The sequence below is a fragment of the Stutzerimonas chloritidismutans genome (genome assembly GCF_038562055.1).
Taxonomy (GTDB): Bacteria; Pseudomonadota; Gammaproteobacteria; order Pseudomonadales; family Pseudomonadaceae; genus Stutzerimonas; species Stutzerimonas chloritidismutans_A.
On sequence record NZ_JBCFXD010000007.1, the window covers coordinates 24323 to 42574 of the forward strand.

An 18252-nucleotide genomic window follows, 5' to 3' on the forward strand; every position below is an offset into this window, starting at 1 on the left:
TGAAGATCGGTGCGCCAGGGTGCCGCCGCTATGTCTTCGGCTGATAGACCAAGATCGGCTCTTTGAGAGCTGGCCTGCGCTAAACGAAAAACCCCGCGCGTGCGGGGTTTTCTTTATAAAACTGATATTGAGCCGATCTGACCAGATTGGGCCGCGTCAGATGCGGAACTGGCGCACCAACCCACCCAGACGCTCACCCACATTGGCCAGGTTGCGCGCGGTCTGGGCACCCTGCTGGGTTTCCTCGGCGACGTTTTCCACTGCTGTGGCGATCTGGTGAACGCTACGGTTGATCTCTTCTGCCACCGCCGTCTGCTCTTCAGCGGCGCTGGCGATCTGTGCGTTCATACCGTTGATAGTGGCGATCAGCTGGGCGATGGCGTCCAGCGAAGCGCCTGCCTGATTGGCCTGAGCACTGCTGGCATCACCCGCTTCGCTGGAACGGCTCATGGCGGCTACGGCCTGCTTGGCGCCGCTCTGCAGGCGGTCAATCATCCCCTGGATTTCCTGGGTACTCTGCTGGGTGCGACTGGCCAGTGCACGAACCTCATCGGCGACGACCGCGAAGCCACGTCCGGCCTCACCGGCGCGAGCGGCCTCGATGGCGGCGTTCAACGCCAGCAGGTTGGTCTGCTCGGCAATCGAACGGATCACGTCGAGCACCCCCACGATCGCATGCACATCCTGCTGCAAAGCATCCAGCGAGGTGCCGCTGCTGCGGATCTCCTCAACCAGCGAATGGATCTGGCGAATGCTGGAATCGACCACGGCTTTTGCCTGCTGCCCTTCCTGATCGGTCTGTTGCGCGGCTTCAGCGGCGCCTTGCGCGCTGTGTGCAACTTCCTGCGCAGCAGCGGACATCTCATTGATTGCCGTGGCGACCTGATCGGTTTCCTGGCGCTGGGTCTCCATGGCTTTTTCGGAACGCTGTGCCTGGGATGCGACCTCGGCGACCATGCCGGTCAGTTGCCCGGTCATCTCCGCAACCTGGCTGACCATGGTGTGGATCTTGCCAACGAAACGGTTGAACGAGCCGGCCAGCTGGCCCAGTTCGTCGCTGCGATCTTCCGGCAGGCGGTGAGTCAGGTCACCGTCGCCTGCGGCGATATCATCGAGCTGAGCGCGAATCACCTGGATCGGCTTGACGATGGAGTTGCTGATCAGCACGCCAGCGATACACAGCGCCGCCAGCATCACGCCAGCGATAACCAGAATGCTGGTTAGGATCGAATTGACCCGGCCTTCGATGTCCGTCCTCACCCGGTCCAGGGCCAATTCGATATTGTCGAGATTGACCGCCGTACCCAGCGCCAAGTCCCACTTCGGCAGGTAATAGCTGTAGGCAAGTTTCGGTACCGATACCTTGTCATTACCGGGCAAAGGCGATGAGTAGTTGACGTAATAGGTGTTGTTTTTCGCGACGGCCACCAATTCACGATTGATGTAGACGCCATTGGAGTCACGGCGGTCGCTCAGGTTGGAGCCAACATCCACCGGACTTTCCCCACGGAACAGCCGAACAACATTGGAGTCATGGCCGAAAAAGTAACCATCTTTGCCGAACTTGATCTTCTTGAGGATGGCGATGGCCTCGTCACGGCTGGCCAAATCCCCTTGCGCGGCCGGCTCGTAGAGGTGAGCCACACTGCTCACACCAATTCGCATGTAATCCTCGAGCCGAGTCCGAGCATCGTCGATCATACGCTCGCGGGTAGTTTCCAACTCTTCGTCGGCGAGACCGTGAAGGATTTTTGCCGCGGCGCCGCTTAGGACCAAAGCAAAAAGGGTGACGGGCACCAGCGCAAGAAGAAGGACTTTAGTTTTTAGCGTGAGTCGCATGGATGGCATCCGAGTATGTGAGTACTTATCAGTCATCGACTGACTCAGCCGGATCTTTACGCCGGTCCAACCTCAGATAGAGGTTCTGCGACGAACAGCACACTTGCCGCTAAAGAACCGCAGGTCGGCGTTCTTACGCTCCGCTTTAAATACCTGTCTGAATACAGTATTGCGCTCGGTACATCTGCATATCGACTTGTTCAAAGCGAATCCTTAGGGGATTCCCGACGCTGGTCGCGTGGTTGAAATTTCAGATCACCTAGATCCAGCGCCACTCGAGGCAAGGCGAATCCAAGCGCACAGCACCCGCGTGTGGCCCTGACGCATGCGGCAACACGCCGCCTCTTCTATTCGCGTATTCCCCGGTCTCTCACAAACGGCTCTAAAAGGGCCGTTTCGCTTGATTTTGCTGGCTTGCCGCCTGTCTGGACTGCTAAGACAAATGGATGAGCGGAGCAACTTTCGCTTACAACTCTGTGTCGCAGTTAACAGACCAGGCATTGGTTATGTGCAGCTGACAACTGTTCGCAACAAGAGCTAAGTTCGGGCTTGCGTGACTTCGGAAACGCACCAGCGAGCGTAGTTCGGTATGTGATGGGTCATCACTACATTCACCGTTCCGAAGAACGGCTGTTATTTGTTCAGGGATAGGGAATAAGAACAATGCTCTTCAATTCGATGGTATTTATCGCCGGGTTTCTTCCGGTGGTTTTACTGGGCTTCATTCTTCTCGCGGGCTCCGGCAGACAACGCTTTGCCGCCATCTGGCTGACACTGGCGTCGCTGGTGTTCTATGGCTGGTGGAACCCAGCCTATGTTCCGCTGCTGGTGGGTAGCATGGTGGTCAACTACCTGATCGGTGGCCACCTGCTGCGACGGCCATCGAAGGCCGTGCTGATACTCGGCGTTGCCGCCAACGTCGCCCTGCTGGGTTACTACAAATACACGGGCTTTCTCTTCGGCACACTCGACAGTGTCTTCAACCTCGGTTGGTCCGTGGGCGACATCATCCTGCCGCTGGCGATTTCGTTCTTTACCTTCCAGCAGATCGCCTATCTGGTGGACGCGCACGACGGCGAAGTCGCCGAGCATGATTTCGTCAATTACTGCCTGTTCATCAGTTTCTTCCCACAGTTGATCGCCGGTCCCATTACCCACCATGGCGAGATGCTCAAGCAGTTCAATGACAGCAGCACCTTTCGCCCTCGGATCGACAATATCTCGCTGGGACTGACGGTCTTCGTGCTCGGCCTGTTCAAGAAAGTGATCCTCGCCGACCCGCTGGGGGAGAATGCCTCGCCGGTCTTTGCGGTTGCCGCGAGCGGCACCGTCCCGTCGCTGTATGACGCCTGGTATGGCGCACTCAGCTATACGCTGCAGATCTACTTCGATTTTTCCGGCTACAGCGACATGGCGATCGGCCTGGGATTGCTGTTCGGCCTGCGCTTGCCAGTGAACTTCAACAGCCCGTTCAAGGCTCACAACGTGATCGATTACTGGTCGCGCTGGCACATGACGCTTACGCGCTTTCTCACCGCCTACATCTACAACCCTATCGTGATGCGGATCACCCGCAAGCGGATGGCCACCGGCAAGCCGCTGCCCCGGCGAGGGAAGATGAGTGTCGGGACCTTTGTCGTGCTGATCGCTTACCCCACCGTGCTGACCATGTTTATTTCTGGTGTGTGGCACGGCGCCGGCTGGCAGTTCGTGGCATTTGGACTGTTGCACGGCTTCTACCTGGTCGTCGCTCACGGCTTCCGTGCTTACAAGGCGCGCCATGGTCTGCCGTTGGACAGTGACAAGCTCTGGCACCATGTCGGCGCCGTGCTGCTGACCTTCCTCTGTGTAGTCGTGGCGATGGTGTTCTTCCGTGCCAACAGCCTGACGGCGGCGATGGCCATGCTGTCGGGCATGGTTGGCTTGAGCGAGTTGCGCACCGACTTCGACAAGTCCGACTACCTCACCGTCGCCATACTGCTCGCCTTCGTCTGGATCATGCCCAACGTGCAGCAGTGGATGGCAGGCTTTCGTACGGCGCTGGACGCCCAGCCGCGCGAAAACTGGCTGCTGCGCTGGTTCCCGATTGCCATGTGGAGCCCAACGCCGGTCATCGGCATCGCCATCGGCGTGCTGAGCTTCTTTGCACTGGCTGTTGCCTTTTCTGTGGCGCCTACCGAGTTTCTTTACTTCCAGTTCTAACCGCCCAATAACAAAGGAGTGACACGCTAAATGGATCAGCTTCTCTGGTTAGCGCAGCACCCGGATCTTGGCGGCGCCATCGGCGAGGCCAAGCGGGAAGCCGACCCGTTAATTCGCCTGGGTCTGGCCACGCAGCTCGCCGGGTACCGCCGCGACTTCACCCTCACCACCCGTTTGGACCGGCTGGCAGGCGAAGGTCTGCGAGCACTGGCAAACGCCGAAACCTCAGCCATCGGACTGCAGCCGCTGCGCATCGCCCTGCTGTCGTCGCATACCGTGGATCATCTGGTGCCGGCCATTCGCGTCGCGGGCCTGCAACGCCGGCTGGCGCTCTCGGTGCATGTCGCGCCGTATGGGATGTACCGTCAGGCCTTGTTGATGGACGATGCGGAGCTCGCCAGCTTTGCTCCGCAGCTGATCGTCCTGGCGCTGGATGCCAGAGATGCCCCCTTGCAGTTGCCACTCGAAGCCTCGCAGCAAGACGTTGATGCAGCAGTCGCCAAGCGTGTCGACGAGTTGCGCCTGCTCTGGCGCCGGGCACGTGAACGCTATGCCGTGCAGGTCGTTCAACAGACCATCGTACCCGCCGACCCGCCGATTTTCGGCTCGTTCGAAGCGCTGGTCCCAGCCGCGCCCTACGCGTTGATCGAGCGCCTCAACGCCGCCATTCGTGCCGCGGCTCGTGAAGACGGCGTGCTGCTGATGGATCTGGCCTGGGAAGCGGCCCGCGGCAGCTATGGCGACGGCCTGGCCGAACCGGTGCGTTGGCACCAGGCCAAGCAACTGGTCAGCCCGAACCTGGCGCCGCTGTATGGCGACCAACTGGCACGCATCGCCGCAGCCAGCGCCGGCCTGTCGCGCAAGTGTCTGGTGCTGGATCTGGACAACACGCTATGGGGCGGCGTGGTCGGCGACGATGGCGTCGACGGCATCCACCTCGGCCAGGGCTCGCCCAGTGGCGAAGCCTTCCTCGCGTTCCAACGCTATGCAGCACAACTGGCGCGCCGCGGCATCATCCTCGCGGTGTGCAGCAAGAATGATTTGAGTGTGGCCGAGGCAGCCTTCAATCACCCCGAAATGGCGCTCAAGCGCAGTGACATCGCCGCCTTTGTCGCCAACTGGGAAGACAAGGCCGGCAACCTGCGGCGCATCGCCTCGATGCTGGACATTGGCCTCGACAGCCTGGTGTTCGTCGACGACAACCCGGCCGAGCGAGACATCGTGCGGCGCGAGCTGCCGGAAGTCGCCGTGCCGGAATTGCCGGATGATGTAGCCGACTATCCCGCTCGCGTTGCCGCCGCCGGCTATTTCGAAGCCGTCTCCTTCACCTCCGATGATGCCACCCGTGGGCGCAACTACGCCTTGAATGCCGAGCGCAAGGTGGCGATGAGCCAGGCGACGGACATGGAAGGCTATTTGCGCGGTCTGGAGATGGTGCTCACCGCCACCCCGATCGGCCCCGCCGAACTGGCCCGCAGCACGCAGCTGATCAACAAGACCAACCAGTTCAACCTAACCACTCGCCGTTACAGCGAGGCGGAGGTCGAGCGCATCGCCAGCAATCCGACGGCCGTCGCCCTGGCCATTCGCCTGGCAGACAAATTCGGCGACAACGGTCTGATCAGCGTGGTCCTGGCGCGCCCGGATGCGTCCATCGCCAGCGACGAACTGCTGATCGACAGCTGGCTTATGAGCTGCCGGGTGTTAGGTCGTCAGGTCGAAGACGCCGTACTTGAGGTACTGACCAACGCCGCAACAGCTGCAGGCTATAGCGCACTGATCGGTGAGTACCGACCAACCGAACGTAACAGCATGGTTGCGGAGCACTTCCCCCGGCTGGGCTTCGTTCAGCATCCGGCGCTTTCTGACAGTGAGTCAAATGCGACCTTCTGGCGTTACGAACTCAACTCCCCCCGCACACCCCGCCATTTCATCGAGGTATTGGCATGACCGAAGCAGAAGTACTCAAGCAGCTCACCCCGGTTTTCCACGATGTGTTCGACGACGACAGCATTGTGCTTTCGCCGGAAATGACCGCCAACGATATCGAGGGGTGGGACAGTCAGACCCACGTCATGCTCACGGTCGCGGCCGAACAGCGCTTCGGCATCAAGTTTCGGACTGCAGAGCTGGAATCGCTGCGCAACGTCGGTCATTTCGCACAGGTAATCAGCGCCAAGCTGGAGGGCAAATAAATCATGATCCAGACAGCAGATGTCCCCAAGGACGGGAGCCATGCCGAGCCGAATGCAGGCAGCGCGGCCCGCGCACCAGGTCGGGTGCGTTCGCGGTATCTGCTGTCGCTTTTTGGCGGGCTTTTCGGTGCGCTGGCGATGTTCTGCCTGACGTTGTTCGCGCTGGACCGGACCGGCAACCTGCCGCCTCCCGCGTTCTCCAATATTTCCTGCGCCGACGAAAAGCTCAACTTCATGCGCGACAACCCGATCCAGTCGCCGAATTTGCTGATCATCGGGTCCTCCGTGGCCTGGCGCCACGTGGACGGCAACGTGCTGACCGAGGCATTGCCCGAAGTGAGACCGATGAACGGCGCATTCTGTGGGCTTTTCGCCAACCAGTCGACCTACGTGGGGCACTGGCTGCTCGACCGCCAGCCGAGCATCCAGAGCGTGGTAATGATTGCCGATCCACAGGATTTCGCCGGTTGCTGGCGCGTACCCGCAGCGGTGTTCAACCGTGAGCACGTCGACCCCTATGTCTACGAAAACGCCTCGCCCTGGGGCCACTACATGCGTTATTTCTCGCCGAAGTCGTTGGCGCGCAACGCGCTGACCGTAAAAGCGCAGCGCGCCGGCGAGATTGAATGGGACCCGCTGGTGTTCAACCGCTTCGGCGACGGCCCGCTGGACACCGGCAATACCCGGGAGCTGCTCTATGGTCGCCCGGACCCGCTGGACGCCAGCTGCTTCGACGCACTGCGCGGGATGAGCGCGCGCCTGGCCGAAGAAGACCGTGAGCTGATGGTTGTCTCCACCCCGCTGCATCCGATGTGGAAGGAAAAATACGATCCGGACGGCACCTTCATGGCCGACTTCGACAAGCGAATCATGGATACCCTCAGCGCCACCGGTGGCACCTACTGGAACGCCGACAAGGACTGGAGCACGCCGGTCACCTCCTTTGTCGACGCAGTTCACATGCGCTGGTCCGTTGTACATGACTTCACAGCAGCCTTGGCCGAACAAATACGAGACACAGCAATCGCGCCTATGCCGTCACCGTCCCTGGAAACCGCCAAGGTGCCCTGATTGGTTGTAGAAATACAAAAGCCCGGGCTGCCTGAACATGCCCGGGCTTTTTGCTCATCACGCTCCGTGCTAAGCCGGCGTCACCCGACCGCGACACTCGCCAAAACCGATAGACGACTGGCCATCCCGACGGCAACGCGCCTTGAGGATGATTTCGTCACCGTCTTCCAGAAAGGTACGGGTCTCGCCGCCAGGCAGTTCCAAAGGTTGTTTCCCGCCCTGGGTAATTTCCAGCAGGCTACCGAGGCTTTCAGCGCTGCTACCAGACAATGTGCCGGATCCGAACAGATCGCCGGGTTGCAGGCTGCAGCCGTTGACGCTGTGGTGCGCGACCATCTGCGCCACCGTCCAGTACATGTTCTTCGTGCTGCTCAGGGCGATGCGCTGCGCAGGCTGACGTTTGTCACGCATGGCCGCAGTCAGCAGCAGCACTTCAAGTTCGATATCAAGCGCCCCCTGCTGCTGATCCTGCTCATCAAATAGATACGGCAATGGCTGTGGATCGCCTTCGGCTCGCGCGGGTTGTGGGCAACGGAATGGCTCCAGTGCTTCAGGCGTCACCACCCATGGCGAAACGCTGGTGGCGAAGCTCTTCGAGAGGAACGGGCCCAGCGGCTGGTACTCCCAGGCTTGCAGATCACGAGCAGACCAGTCGTTGAGCAGGCAGAAACCGGCGACATGGTTGCTTGCTTCACTGATCGGGATCGACTCGCCACGCGCGTTGCCTGGCCCGATCCAGATGCCCAGTTCGAGTTCATGGTCGAGCCGCTTGCTAGGCCCGAAACTGGGCTCGCTGGCACCCGGTGGCAGGGTCTGGCCATTGGGGCGCTTGACGGTCGCGCCGGACACGTCAATGGTCGAAGCGCGGCCGTGATAGCCGATGGGCACGTACTTGTAGTTTGGCAGCAAGGGGTTGTCCGGCCGGAACAGCTTGCCGACGTTATTGGCGTGGTGGATGCCGACATAGAAGTCGGTGTAGTCGCCCACTTTGGCCGGCAGATGCATCTGGCAGCGCTCCATGGGTTGCAGCAATGATTCGCCCATGCCCTGCAGCCGCTCACGCTGAGCGCTGCCCTCGTCGAGCAGATCCTGCAGCGCGTCGCGCAGCGCTTTGCGCGCTGAAGCGCCAAGTGCAAAGAAGCTATTGAGGCTGCCGCCGCGGGCCGCCTTGGCCGCTTCCAGCGCCGGACCATCGAACAGCCCGGCTTCGCAGGCTGCCCTCAGATCAAAGATGAAGTCACCAACGGCGACGCCGCCGCGTGGCTGGTCGCCACTACAGCTGAACACGCCCAGCGGCAGGTTGGCGAGGGAGAAGTCCGAATGGCCATTGGCCGACTCGACCCAGCTGCGTTGATCGTTTTGTACGGTCATGGTCTGTGCCGTCCTGTCATTTCTGATTCTTGTCGAAAGTTTTGGCCAGGCCGGTCCAGCAGCTGTCGTACTCAGTCTGCAGCAGAGAGCTTTCCAGCGCCTGGCGTGTGGGGCGAAGCACCTGGCCGGTCTCGAACATGAAGGCCATGGTGTTTTCGATCTTGTGCGGTTTGAGTTCGGTCTTGATCGCCTGTTCGGTCGATAGCTGGTCCGGGCCATGCGCGCTCATGCAGTTGTGCAACGAGGCGCCACCCGGCAGGAAGCCGTCAGCCTTGGCATCGTAGGCGCCATCGATCAGGCCCATGAACTCGTTCATCAGGTTGCGGTGGAACCACGGCGGGCGGAAGGTGTTTTCCGCCACCATCCAGCGCGGCGGAAAGATTACGAAGTCGATATTGGCCATGCCGTGAACCGCGCTGGGTGAGGTCAGAACGGTGAAGATCGACGGGTCGGGATGATCGAAGCTGACCGTGCCGATGGTGTTAAAGCGACGCAGGTCGTACTTATACGGCACGTTGTTACCATGCCAGGCGACCACATCCAGCGGTGAGTGATCCAGTTCGGTCGACCAGAGCTCGCCGAGGAACTTCTGTACCAGCTGCACTGGCTCGTCGCGCTCTTCAAAGTGCGCCACCGGCGTGAGGAAGTCGCGCGGGTTAGCCAGACCATTGCTACCAATCGGCCCAAGGTCCGGCAGGCGAAGCGCACACCCGTGGTTCTCGCAGACGTAGCCACGCGCCGTCGAATCCAGCAGCTCGACCCGAAAGCGCATGCCGCGCGGGATAACCGCGATCTCAAGCGGTGTAACCTCCAGCACACCCAATTCGGTAACCAGTCTCAGCGCGCCCAGCTGCGGCACCAGCAGAAGCTCGCCGTCGGCGTTGAAGAACACCCTCTCCATCGACTGATTGGCCGCGTAGCGGTAGATGCTCGCCCCGGCAGGCTGACTGGGCTCGGCGTTGGCCACTACGCACGTCAGCCCATCGAGAAAGTCAGTCGCGCTCTCCGGAATGGGTTCTGGATTCCAGCGCAGTCGATTGGGCGTGATCGGCCCCAACTCGCTGTTCAGCTGCCGCTCCAGGCGCAGGTATTGGCCATGGTTGGCCGAGGGCCGAATGCGGTACAGCCAGGTCCGCCTTGCTTCGCTGCGAGCCACGGTAAAAGCGGTGCCAGAGAGCAATTCGGTGTAAAGGCCATAAGGGACCCTTTGCGGCGAGTTCTGCCCGACAGGCAACGCACCTGACAGGGCCTCGCTGCTGAATTCGTTGCCGAAGCCGGACAGGTATCGAGAGGTTTCGCCCCTTTGTTGTTGTGGTTGCATAGCCGTCTCTCATTTTGCGTAATACGGTTACGCAAAAAGTAATTTGAACTCACTGGGGCGTCAAGCTATAAACAGCGCCTTATTCAAGCAGGCCGGCACAACGGGCATTGGAAACCATGGCAGACAGCAACACGGACACGACGCCTCGTCGACAGAAAGTGCAGGCCGCAGAGGTAGGCACGGACATCCTCACGGCTCTGGCCGAATTGGCCCCGGCGACCTCACTATCGCGCCTGGCCGAACATGTCGGGATGCCTGCCAGCAAGGTCCATCGCTATTTGCAGGCCCTGATGGCCAGCGGCTTCGCTGAGCAGGACCCTCTGACCAACCATTACGCGCTGGGCCGCGCCGCGCTGTTCGTGGGACTGGCCGCTTTGGGCCGACTGGACGTGGTCAAACTGGCAACGCCGCATCTGGCACAGCTGCGCGACGAACTCAACGAAACCTGCTTTCTGGCGGTATGGGGCAATCGTGGCCCGGCCGTCGTACATGTCGAGCAAGCGGTGCGCGCCGTGACGCTGGTGACGCAGGTGGGCTCGGTGCTACCCCTGCTTGGCTCCTCCACCGGGCTCGTGTTCAACGCGTTCATGCCCAATGCCGAAACCGCACAACTGCGCGAAGCGGAACTACGGCTTCCCTCGGCCCCCAGGGCAGACGCGCTGCTAGCCGCTATGAGCGAACTGCGACGCACCCACATCCAGCCTGTGCACGGTCTGTTGATGGCTGGCGTCAACGCCCTCTCCGCGCCGCTGTTCAGTGGCAACCAGCGGTTGGCCGGTGTCATCACCATCGTCGGTGGCGAGCCGGGTTTCATGGCCGAAGCGGATGGCGACGCGGCGAAGCGATTGCTGGAAGTCGCGCGCAAGATCAGCGCGCGGATGGGTGCACCAAGCGTTGACGACTAAGGTGGACCACGCCGTCAGGGCACGTTTACCGGTACAACCATAACGGCCCAGCGAAGCGCGTGCCGAGCGGCTCTAGACCGTTGCTCGCCCTGCCGTCTCAGGTTGTGCTGGAGACCCTTCAGCAGCAGGCGCAAAACAGACTCTTCCGGCCGGTCTGCTTGGCAGTATAGAGCGCATCCTCTGCGCGGATAACGAGACGACTTCAGCCCTCTCCCGCCGCCCCGCCGCCTGCAAACCTTGCGCTGATCGTGACCTGCACCGGGTCTCGTTCTGTTGAGATGACAGCATTCTCGACAGCTATGCGCTGTTTCGCTGCGACGAGCATCGCGCCCAGCTCTTCTGTCTGGGGAAGAATCAAACCGAACGCCTCGCCGCCGATCATGTGCAGGCAAAACAGCGCTACACCGGGTCGTCATTTCTCGCAGGACGACGTCGCCAACCGGATGCCCGTAGGCGCTCGCTCAAGGATTGCTTCATCAAGTCGAAGCAATCGGACTGCGCGGTCTTGCAGCAGATCAACAATGGCACTGGACGGTGGTAAGCGCAGCAATGAGCCGGTCACATTGAGAACCAGCGCTTCCCGAGTGAAGACCTCCGCGCCCAGGGAATAGAACGCGGCGATTAGCTGGCGTAACCGCAACGGTATTCGCCACTGCGCCCGCAGGGCTGATCCAAAGCTGGCGGAGCGTTCGCGCAAGGCACAGAGGATTTCGTCCTCCGTCAGTTCACCACCGCTATCCAACCACTCCTGCTGACTTCTGAGTAGAGCAAGCTCGCCGATGTTATGCAGCAGTCCAGCGGTGTAGGAGATCTCCGTGTCGAGCTTGAGTTCGCCTGCAAGCCAGTAAGCCAGCTCTGCGGCGCGCTGGGCATAATCGGTGCTGGAAGCCGCCTGATGCTTCAAGCGAGGATCCGACAAGGTGGCATTATTCTGAAGCGTGAGCTGCAACGTTAGATTCAGCGCTCGCTTCACACCTAGGCGCAGCAAAGCCTGGCCAAGTGTCTTGCACACGGCGCCGCTGTGCTGCCCGGCACTGTTGGCAATCGATATCAGGCGAGCCGTAATTTGGGGATCTGACGATAGCTTCGATTCCAGCACCGCAAGGTCCCAGTCTTCCGTCTGCATGCAGGCCTCGACTGCACCTGCAGCGATTCCATAACTGGCGCCCCCGCGTTGTTCGAGCGCATTCGGTCTAGAAAGTCGCTGAGTGTCCCGGTTGTGCTAGTGGCTGGTGCACTAACTGTACGGGGACCGGGCAAGAGTGAGTTTAGGCGAACCCGCAAGTCGCCCACGCTGTAAGGCTTCTTTAAATAGGCCTTCGGCGCCAACGGACGCACGGCACGCACACTTGCACCGTCCACCCGATCGCTGATGACTATGGCGGGCAACAGCCGCGTCGCTTGCTGATTACGCAGCTCGTGCAACAGATTTCGAGCATCCAATTGCGCAAGCTCACCGTCAGCGATCAGAAAGCTCGGCGGTTGCTTTCGGCAGACCCTGAGTGCCGCCTGACCATCATTGACCTGAACAGTACGGATTCCTGGACGCAGTGCTACGACCAGGCGGGCAAGCTCGTCAGCACGCCAGGGCTCGTTATAGGCAATCAATACGTAGGAGATACTCACTCGGACGCTCAAACTATCGCTTCGTTGACAATGACCAGTCGCCAGGCATGAGCGCTAGCCGACCGGTCAGTGGCGGTCGCGGCTTTCTAATACTGCTGAGACATGCGCTCGGCGGTGCCTGCGGCGCCACGTACGAGGCCATCATAAAGCTATGAATTACAAAGTATTTGACGGCGGACAACACGGACTGACATCGCCGGCTTTTCAGCGCCGCATCTGATGAGTCAACCTTGGCGAAGAGCGCAAGATGGACATTTTGAAGGCGAGCGCAACACGCTGGCTGCAAACGTCCCAAAACGCCTCGGAGCCCTAACCTGCCGCGTTTGGCGCAGTGCCAGGGCTGGCCTAGACAACGGAAACCCATGGGCAGCCGTCCCCTAGGCTTCGCAACCTTCGTTCATTGGAGCGGGGCTGCTCCGTCCGTCAGGCGCGATAAAGCTTTAACGAACTCAAGGCAGCGGATTGCCCAGCCCTGGCTCGTTCGGGTCTGTAGCTGGCGGGCGCTTCGCCGGGCCTGAGGGTTGGCTGCCGTTGCCATGCTCAGAGCCAGGCTGCACATCAGGATTGTCGGTAATGAAATCAGGCTCAGGTGAATGGCTGGGATTCTGGTCCTGCCCCGGCACCGGTTGCTGGTCGTGGGGTCTGTCGAGCGGATCGATACTCATGGAGCACCTCGCATTGAACGCCGATGGTTCCAACGTTCGATGCAGGCTACGCAGATTGGTGCGGGCCGCATGTCGCCAAGTAATGCGTTGCCTCCTGACTGGCATGTTCATTGTCGCGGGCTGTCAGCGTTGCTACCCGCAATAACAACACGACAAAACTCCAGAGTGAGCCATTACGATCATGCACGCCGAGCGGCAGGTCTGATAAGTGCCCGTGCCTCACATCTAGGTTCTTATCGTTGGCGAAGCGGCCATCCATACTTGAGGACGGCCGCTGTCGTTCGCCTTAACGGGTCTGTGTCGAGGCGAGCTTCTTTTGCTTAGCACGTCGGGAAAGCATGTTCAGCACCTCGATACCCGCCGAGAAGGCCATGGCGGCATAGACGTAGCCCTTGGGCACATGAGCGCCAAAACCTTCCGCGATCAGTGTCATACCGATCATCAACAGAAAGCCCAGGGCGAGCATGACCACCGTCGGGTTATCGTTGATGAACTTGGCGAGCGGGTTGGCCGCCACGAGCATCACCGTCACGGCGACGACCACGGCAATCACCATTATCGCGACATGCTCCGTCATTCCCACGGCGGTGATGATGCTGTCGATCGAGAACACCAGATCCAGCAGCAGGATCTGGGCAATTGCTGTACCGAAGCCCATCGCCACCGCGTTTCCGAGCGGCTTGCCCTCGAACATGTCCCCGCCGGGCGTGGGATCCATGCTGTGATGGATTTCTTTTGTTGCCTTCCACAGTAGAAACAGACCACCGGCAATCAGGATCATGTCCTTCCAGGAGAACGCATTGCCAAACAACTCGAACACGGGCTCGGTGAGTTGAACAATCCAGGCCACGGTGCCCAGCAGCCCCAAGCGCATGATCAGCGCAAGACCAATACCGATCCGCCTCGCTCGTTCGCGCTGATGCTCTGGAAGCTTGTTCGTCAGGATCGATATAAAGATCAGGTTATCGATTCCGAGTACCACTTCCATGGTGATCAGCGTGGCCACAGCCACCCATGTGGTGGGTTCGGAAAACAGCTGGATGAGGGATTCCATCGGGTATCTCAAGTTGTTGGCAGTCAGGCCCCGTGAAGCACGAGACGGGGCGGCAGATCATATCCATATCGATCGCTACGACGAGCACTTCCGCACCACTCATTTGTATCAAGTCATTCGCATCAACACTCATCCTGTAAACAGAGCACTAGCCGCCTGAAGGTCTGCACATCGCTCCCAGAGAAAGCCATGAGCGGCATGGGCCAAACCGCAAGCTGACACGGTGAAACGCCAACCCGGGTGCTCCATGGCTCAGGGTGGCGATCGGGTTTCTACCCCAGTCATCGATATACCGGCTGTGTCACTGGCACGCCAAACGGACCAGGCAGCTAACAGCAACTCCACAATAATCCGTCCGAATATTCCCGTGATTTCTTTGCGCTTGGGCATCAAATCGGTAGCTCGATGGCCGCGGCATGACGTGTTGTGGCTGATTAAGCGAGCAGCGCTATCGGCGGGCGGTGGCGCCTCTCTAGGAGCGGACTGTGCTTTTGCATTTGTCCAAACCGCTCACCCACCTTGATGGCTTTTGCCATTGTTGCGGGCCGCTCGCAGCGCCAATATCCGCGCAACCCAATAACAACAATATTCAGGAGCCCGCCATGCGCGACCATGCCACTGCGGCCAGTGAATTCAGCTACGAGCAAACGGTCTCGGCCATTCTTAGCGGCGATCTGACCGCCATGAACGCCTGTGTCGAGTGCTGTGACCGCCACGCCGACTCAGACAAGGTCGCCCTCATCTGGGAAGGTCGCGAGGGCCAACGCGCCACATGGACCTTCACCCAGCTCAAGGAGGCCTCGGCGCGCTTCGCCAACCTGCTGGCCAGTTATGGCATCAAGCCGGGCGATACCGTTGCCGGTCTGCTGCCGCGTACGCCCGAGTTATTGATCACGATCCTCGGCACCTGGCGCGCGGGTGCGATCTATCAGCCACTATTCACCGCCTTCGGCCCCAAAGCGGTTGAGCACCGGGTCAAGGAATCTGGCGCGATGATCGTTGTCACCGATGCTGCCAACAGCGAAAAGCTGGATGCCATTGAAGCCGCGCCGCGTCGCCTGGTAGTCGGCGACGGAGCTGGCGATTTCTGGTCACAGGTCAACCAACAACCGAGCGAATTCGAGCCGGTGCTGCTGGACGGTGAGGCCCCCTTTCTCGCCATGTTCACCTCTGGCACCACAGGCCCAGCAAAACAGCTGCACGTACCGCTCAAGGCCATCGTGGCGTTCGTCACCTATATGCGTGATGCGGTCGATCTAAGGCCCGAGGACAATTTCTGGAACATTGCCGATCCAGGCTGGGCGTACGGTCTGTACTACGCCGTTACCGGACCGCTCGCGATGGGCCATTCGACTCTGTTTTATGAAGGCGGATTCACCGTCGACAGCACCTGTCGCATCGTCAATGAATACAAGATCACCAACATGGCCGGCTCTCCTACCGCGTTCCGCCTACTTCTGGCAGCGCGGCATGAGGTCGAAGGCAAGATAAAGGGGCAGCTGCGCGCCGTGAGCAGCGCGGGCGAACCGCTAACCCCTGAGGTGATCCGCTGGTTCAGCAGCGGCCTTGGCTGCACTATCCACGATCATTACGGGCAGACCGAACTGGGTATGGTCCTGTGCAACCACCATGCACTGAGCCATACCGTGCGCATCGGCACGGCAGGCTATGCGATGCCCGGGCACCGCGTCGTGGTCATCGACGATCAACAACGCGAACTGGAGCCAGGCAAACCTGGCATGCTGGCACTGGACCGCAATCAGTCACCGTTGCTCTGGTTCAATGGTTATGCGGGCGGCCGCACCAAGGCCTTCGTTGGGCACTACTACCTGAGCGGCGACACCGTCGAACTCAACGCCGACGGCAGCATCAGTTTCGTCGGCCGCGCCGATGACGTCATCACCACGTCGGGCTACCGAGTCGGTCCCTTTGACGTGGAGAGCGCCTTGGTTGAACACCCCGCAGTTATCGAAGCGGCGGTAGTCGGCAAGCCGGATCCGGAGCGAACCGAAGTGGTGAAAGCCTTCGTCGTGCTGCATGCCAGCCATCAGGCCGGCCAGGCGCTGGCCGATGAGTTACAGCAGCACGTGCGTCAGCGTCTGTCCGCCCATGCCTACCCGCGCGAAATCGAATTCGTCAGCGAACTGCCGAAAACCCCGAGCGGGAAAATCCAGCGGTTCCTGCTGCGCGACCGAGAAGTGGCGGCACAGCAGCCAGCGGCAGCGGCCGCGGCGAGCTGAAACCAGCGCCGACGCACACGTCATGGCATGGCCGCGACAGGCGGCCGCTGATCAGTACTTCCGGCGCCGCCTGGGCCTTAAAGCTCGCAACGGCCCGCGGTTTACTCAGCGACGAGGCGGCCTGCCTGAGGCCGCCATGCATGACGCTGACGCCCGGCGCGCAGATCGATGCCAACCAGAACCGGCGTCACAAGGATTCTCATGATCGTTTCGACGGAAGACCGCGTCCTATCCACGGCACGCGGCGACGTGTTCACCCGTCGCTGGCGCGTCCGTGATTCACGCAAATCGCCCATCGTCCTGATGCACGATTCCCTTGGTTGCGTCGACCTGTGGCGCGACTTTCCCGAGCGCTTAGCGGCGGCCACCGGGCACGACGTCGTTGCCTATGACCGGCTTGGCTACGGTCGCTCCGCACGGCATCCGGGTGACTGGTCGAACCGCTTCATTCGCGACGAAGCCAAGCATTTCTTCCCGCCGGTGCGGCACGCGCTGGACATCGAGCACTTCATCGCACTCGGCCACAGCGTTGGCGGCATCATGGCCGCCAGCCTCGCCGCTCATCATCCGAACCACTGTCGCGCGCTGATCACCATCGCCGCCCTCGCGTTCGTCGAAGACCGAACCCTGCAGGGCATTCGTGACACCCAGGCAGCATTCGCCGAACCCGGCCAGCTGGAACGGCTACGCAAATACCACGGGGATAAGGCTGAATGGATTCTGTGGGCCTGGATCAACACCTGGCTGTCAAACAGCTACGCCACCTGGACGATAGAAGAAAGCGCTCCCAGCTTCGCCTGCCCACTGCTGGCGATTCATGGCCGGGAAGACGAATACGGTTCGCTGGACCATCTTCATCGTGTCGCCGCGCTGGGAAGCGGCAGCGTTCAGAAGCTACCGCTCGACGGGTGTCAGCACGTTCCCCATCGTGAGCAACCTGAAACGGTGATCGAGGCAATCGCCCAGTTTCTCCGCACCTCGGTCGGATGACCGTTACAGCGAGCACTCGGTCGTGAAGCGTTAACAAGCGGCTGACGTTTGTCGTGAACGATCTAGTGCGACTTTCAGTGTTCGGTCGCCTGCGGGCGTCGCAGAGGAACTGATGCGCAGTCGCGGTCGACAATTGATCGGCCGCTCGGGCGCTTCTCGACATTTCGGCTATGACTGTTCATACAGTCCCAATTGCCCGCCTGCCAGAGGTAGCACAGCATGGAGCGATTCACTGGTGGTTGCCTTTGCGGCAACCTGCGCCTCGTGGCGACGGGTCTCCCGAGCCGGGTTGGCCTGTGTCATTGTCTCGACTGTCGCAAGCATCACGGCGCTCTCTTCTATGCCGCCGCGGTGTTTCCCCAGGATGCGGTGAGGATCAGTGGTGAAGCGCAAAGCTATGCCGGTCGATTCTTCTGCCCCCGCTGCGGCTCGTCCGTTTTCGCGCGCACTGCGGACGAAATCGAAGTGCATCTGGGCTCTCTTGATACTCCCAACCAACTGGCGCCCACCTACGAGTGCTGGACGGTTCGTCGCGAGGACTGGTTGCCGCTGTTTCAGCACACCCAACGCTACGAAAGGGATCGTGACGCTAGCGCTGGCGACCACGGCACCACGCCATCTGCCGACCCGACATGACCGTTGCTACGCAACGGGACGCCCCAGACACGCCGTTCATGAACTGGCGTCGCGCCTGGCCATCTGAGGCATCATGATGATGCGGCGTGGCAGTGGCACACCGTTCCGTCGGCACCGAGGTGCTGCCGCTCAGCCGC

At 60.7% G+C, this 18252-nt stretch carries 14 protein-coding genes; 8 read left to right on the plus strand and 6 right to left on the minus strand.

Annotation, left to right across the window (positions count from 1 at the left end):
• Positions 1-156: 156 nt before the first annotated feature.
• Entirely contained in the window at positions 157-1839 is a 1683-nt protein-coding gene (locus tag AAGW23_RS12285; protein WP_200639556.1) for a methyl-accepting chemotaxis protein, read from the minus strand.
• Positions 1840-2502: 663 nt separating this feature from the next.
• On the opposite strand from AAGW23_RS12285, the gene AAGW23_RS12290 reads away from it, so the two are divergent.
• The 4 genes from AAGW23_RS12290 to AAGW23_RS12305 are packed head-to-tail and all read left to right on the plus strand — an operon-like array spanning position 2503 to position 7307.
• Positions 2503-4041: an MBOAT family O-acyltransferase gene (locus AAGW23_RS12290; RefSeq protein WP_200639555.1), complete on the plus strand. Its 1539-nt coding sequence runs from the start codon at positions 2503-2505 to the stop codon at positions 4039-4041.
• A 30-nt stretch (positions 4042-4071) separates the two neighbouring features.
• Complete coding sequence (locus AAGW23_RS12295) at positions 4072-5991, plus strand: HAD-IIIC family phosphatase (protein WP_342406769.1); 1920 nt, start codon at positions 4072-4074, stop codon at positions 5989-5991.
• Entirely contained in the window at positions 5988-6236 is a 249-nt protein-coding gene (locus AAGW23_RS12300) for an acyl carrier protein (RefSeq protein WP_019339589.1), read from the plus strand. The genes AAGW23_RS12295 and AAGW23_RS12300 overlap by 4 nt, the downstream gene beginning before the upstream one ends.
• Positions 6237-6239: 3 nt before the next feature.
• Complete coding sequence (locus AAGW23_RS12305) at positions 6240-7307, plus strand: hypothetical protein (RefSeq protein ID WP_342406770.1); 1068 nt, start codon at positions 6240-6242, stop codon at positions 7305-7307.
• Positions 7308-7376: 69 nt separating this feature from the next.
• On the opposite strand, the gene fahA is transcribed toward AAGW23_RS12305, so the two are convergent.
• Positions 7377-8678 (minus strand): fumarylacetoacetase, encoded by a 1302-nt coding sequence (gene fahA, locus AAGW23_RS12310; protein ID WP_342406771.1) that lies wholly within the window; start codon positions 8676-8678, stop codon positions 7377-7379.
• Positions 8679-8694: 16 nt separating this feature from the next.
• Positions 8695-9999 carry a homogentisate 1,2-dioxygenase gene (gene hmgA, locus AAGW23_RS12315; protein WP_342406772.1) on the minus strand — a complete coding sequence of 435 codons (1305 nt, stop codon included), beginning with the start codon at positions 9997-9999 and terminating at the stop codon, positions 8695-8697.
• 116 nt (positions 10000-10115) lie between these two features.
• On the opposite strand from hmgA, the gene AAGW23_RS12320 reads away from it, so the two are divergent.
• Entirely contained in the window at positions 10116-10904 is a 789-nt protein-coding gene (locus AAGW23_RS12320) for an IclR family transcriptional regulator (protein ID WP_342406773.1), read from the plus strand.
• A gap of 412 nt (positions 10905-11316) precedes the next feature.
• Here AAGW23_RS12320 and AAGW23_RS12325 read toward each other — a convergent pair whose 3' ends face one another.
• From AAGW23_RS12325 to AAGW23_RS12335, 3 genes are all read right to left on the minus strand, one after another.
• On the minus strand, positions 11317-12030 hold the full coding sequence (locus tag AAGW23_RS12325; protein ID WP_342406774.1) for an HDOD domain-containing protein: 714 nt from the start codon (positions 12028-12030) through the stop codon (positions 11317-11319).
• Between the two features lie 949 nt (positions 12031-12979).
• Positions 12980-13195, minus strand: coding sequence for a hypothetical protein (locus AAGW23_RS12330; protein WP_342406775.1), 216 nt, complete (start codon positions 13193-13195; stop codon positions 12980-12982).
• A 286-nt stretch (positions 13196-13481) separates the two neighbouring features.
• Complete coding sequence (locus tag AAGW23_RS12335; RefSeq protein WP_342406776.1) at positions 13482-14249, minus strand: TerC family protein; 768 nt, start codon at positions 14247-14249, stop codon at positions 13482-13484.
• Positions 14250-14851: 602 nt separating this feature from the next.
• Between AAGW23_RS12335 and AAGW23_RS12340 the strand changes: the two genes are divergently transcribed.
• From AAGW23_RS12340 to AAGW23_RS12350, 3 genes are all read left to right on the plus strand, one after another.
• Positions 14852-16489, plus strand: a complete 1638-nt coding sequence (locus tag AAGW23_RS12340; RefSeq protein WP_342406777.1) for an AMP-binding protein — start codon at positions 14852-14854, stop codon at positions 16487-16489.
• A 201-nt stretch (positions 16490-16690) separates the two neighbouring features.
• On the plus strand, positions 16691-17479 hold the full coding sequence (locus tag AAGW23_RS12345) for an alpha/beta hydrolase (RefSeq protein ID WP_342406778.1): 789 nt from the start codon (positions 16691-16693) through the stop codon (positions 17477-17479).
• Between the two features lie 219 nt (positions 17480-17698).
• Positions 17699-18115, plus strand: coding sequence for a GFA family protein (locus AAGW23_RS12350; RefSeq protein ID WP_342406779.1), 417 nt, complete (start codon positions 17699-17701; stop codon positions 18113-18115).
• Positions 18116-18252 lie beyond the last annotated feature (137 nt).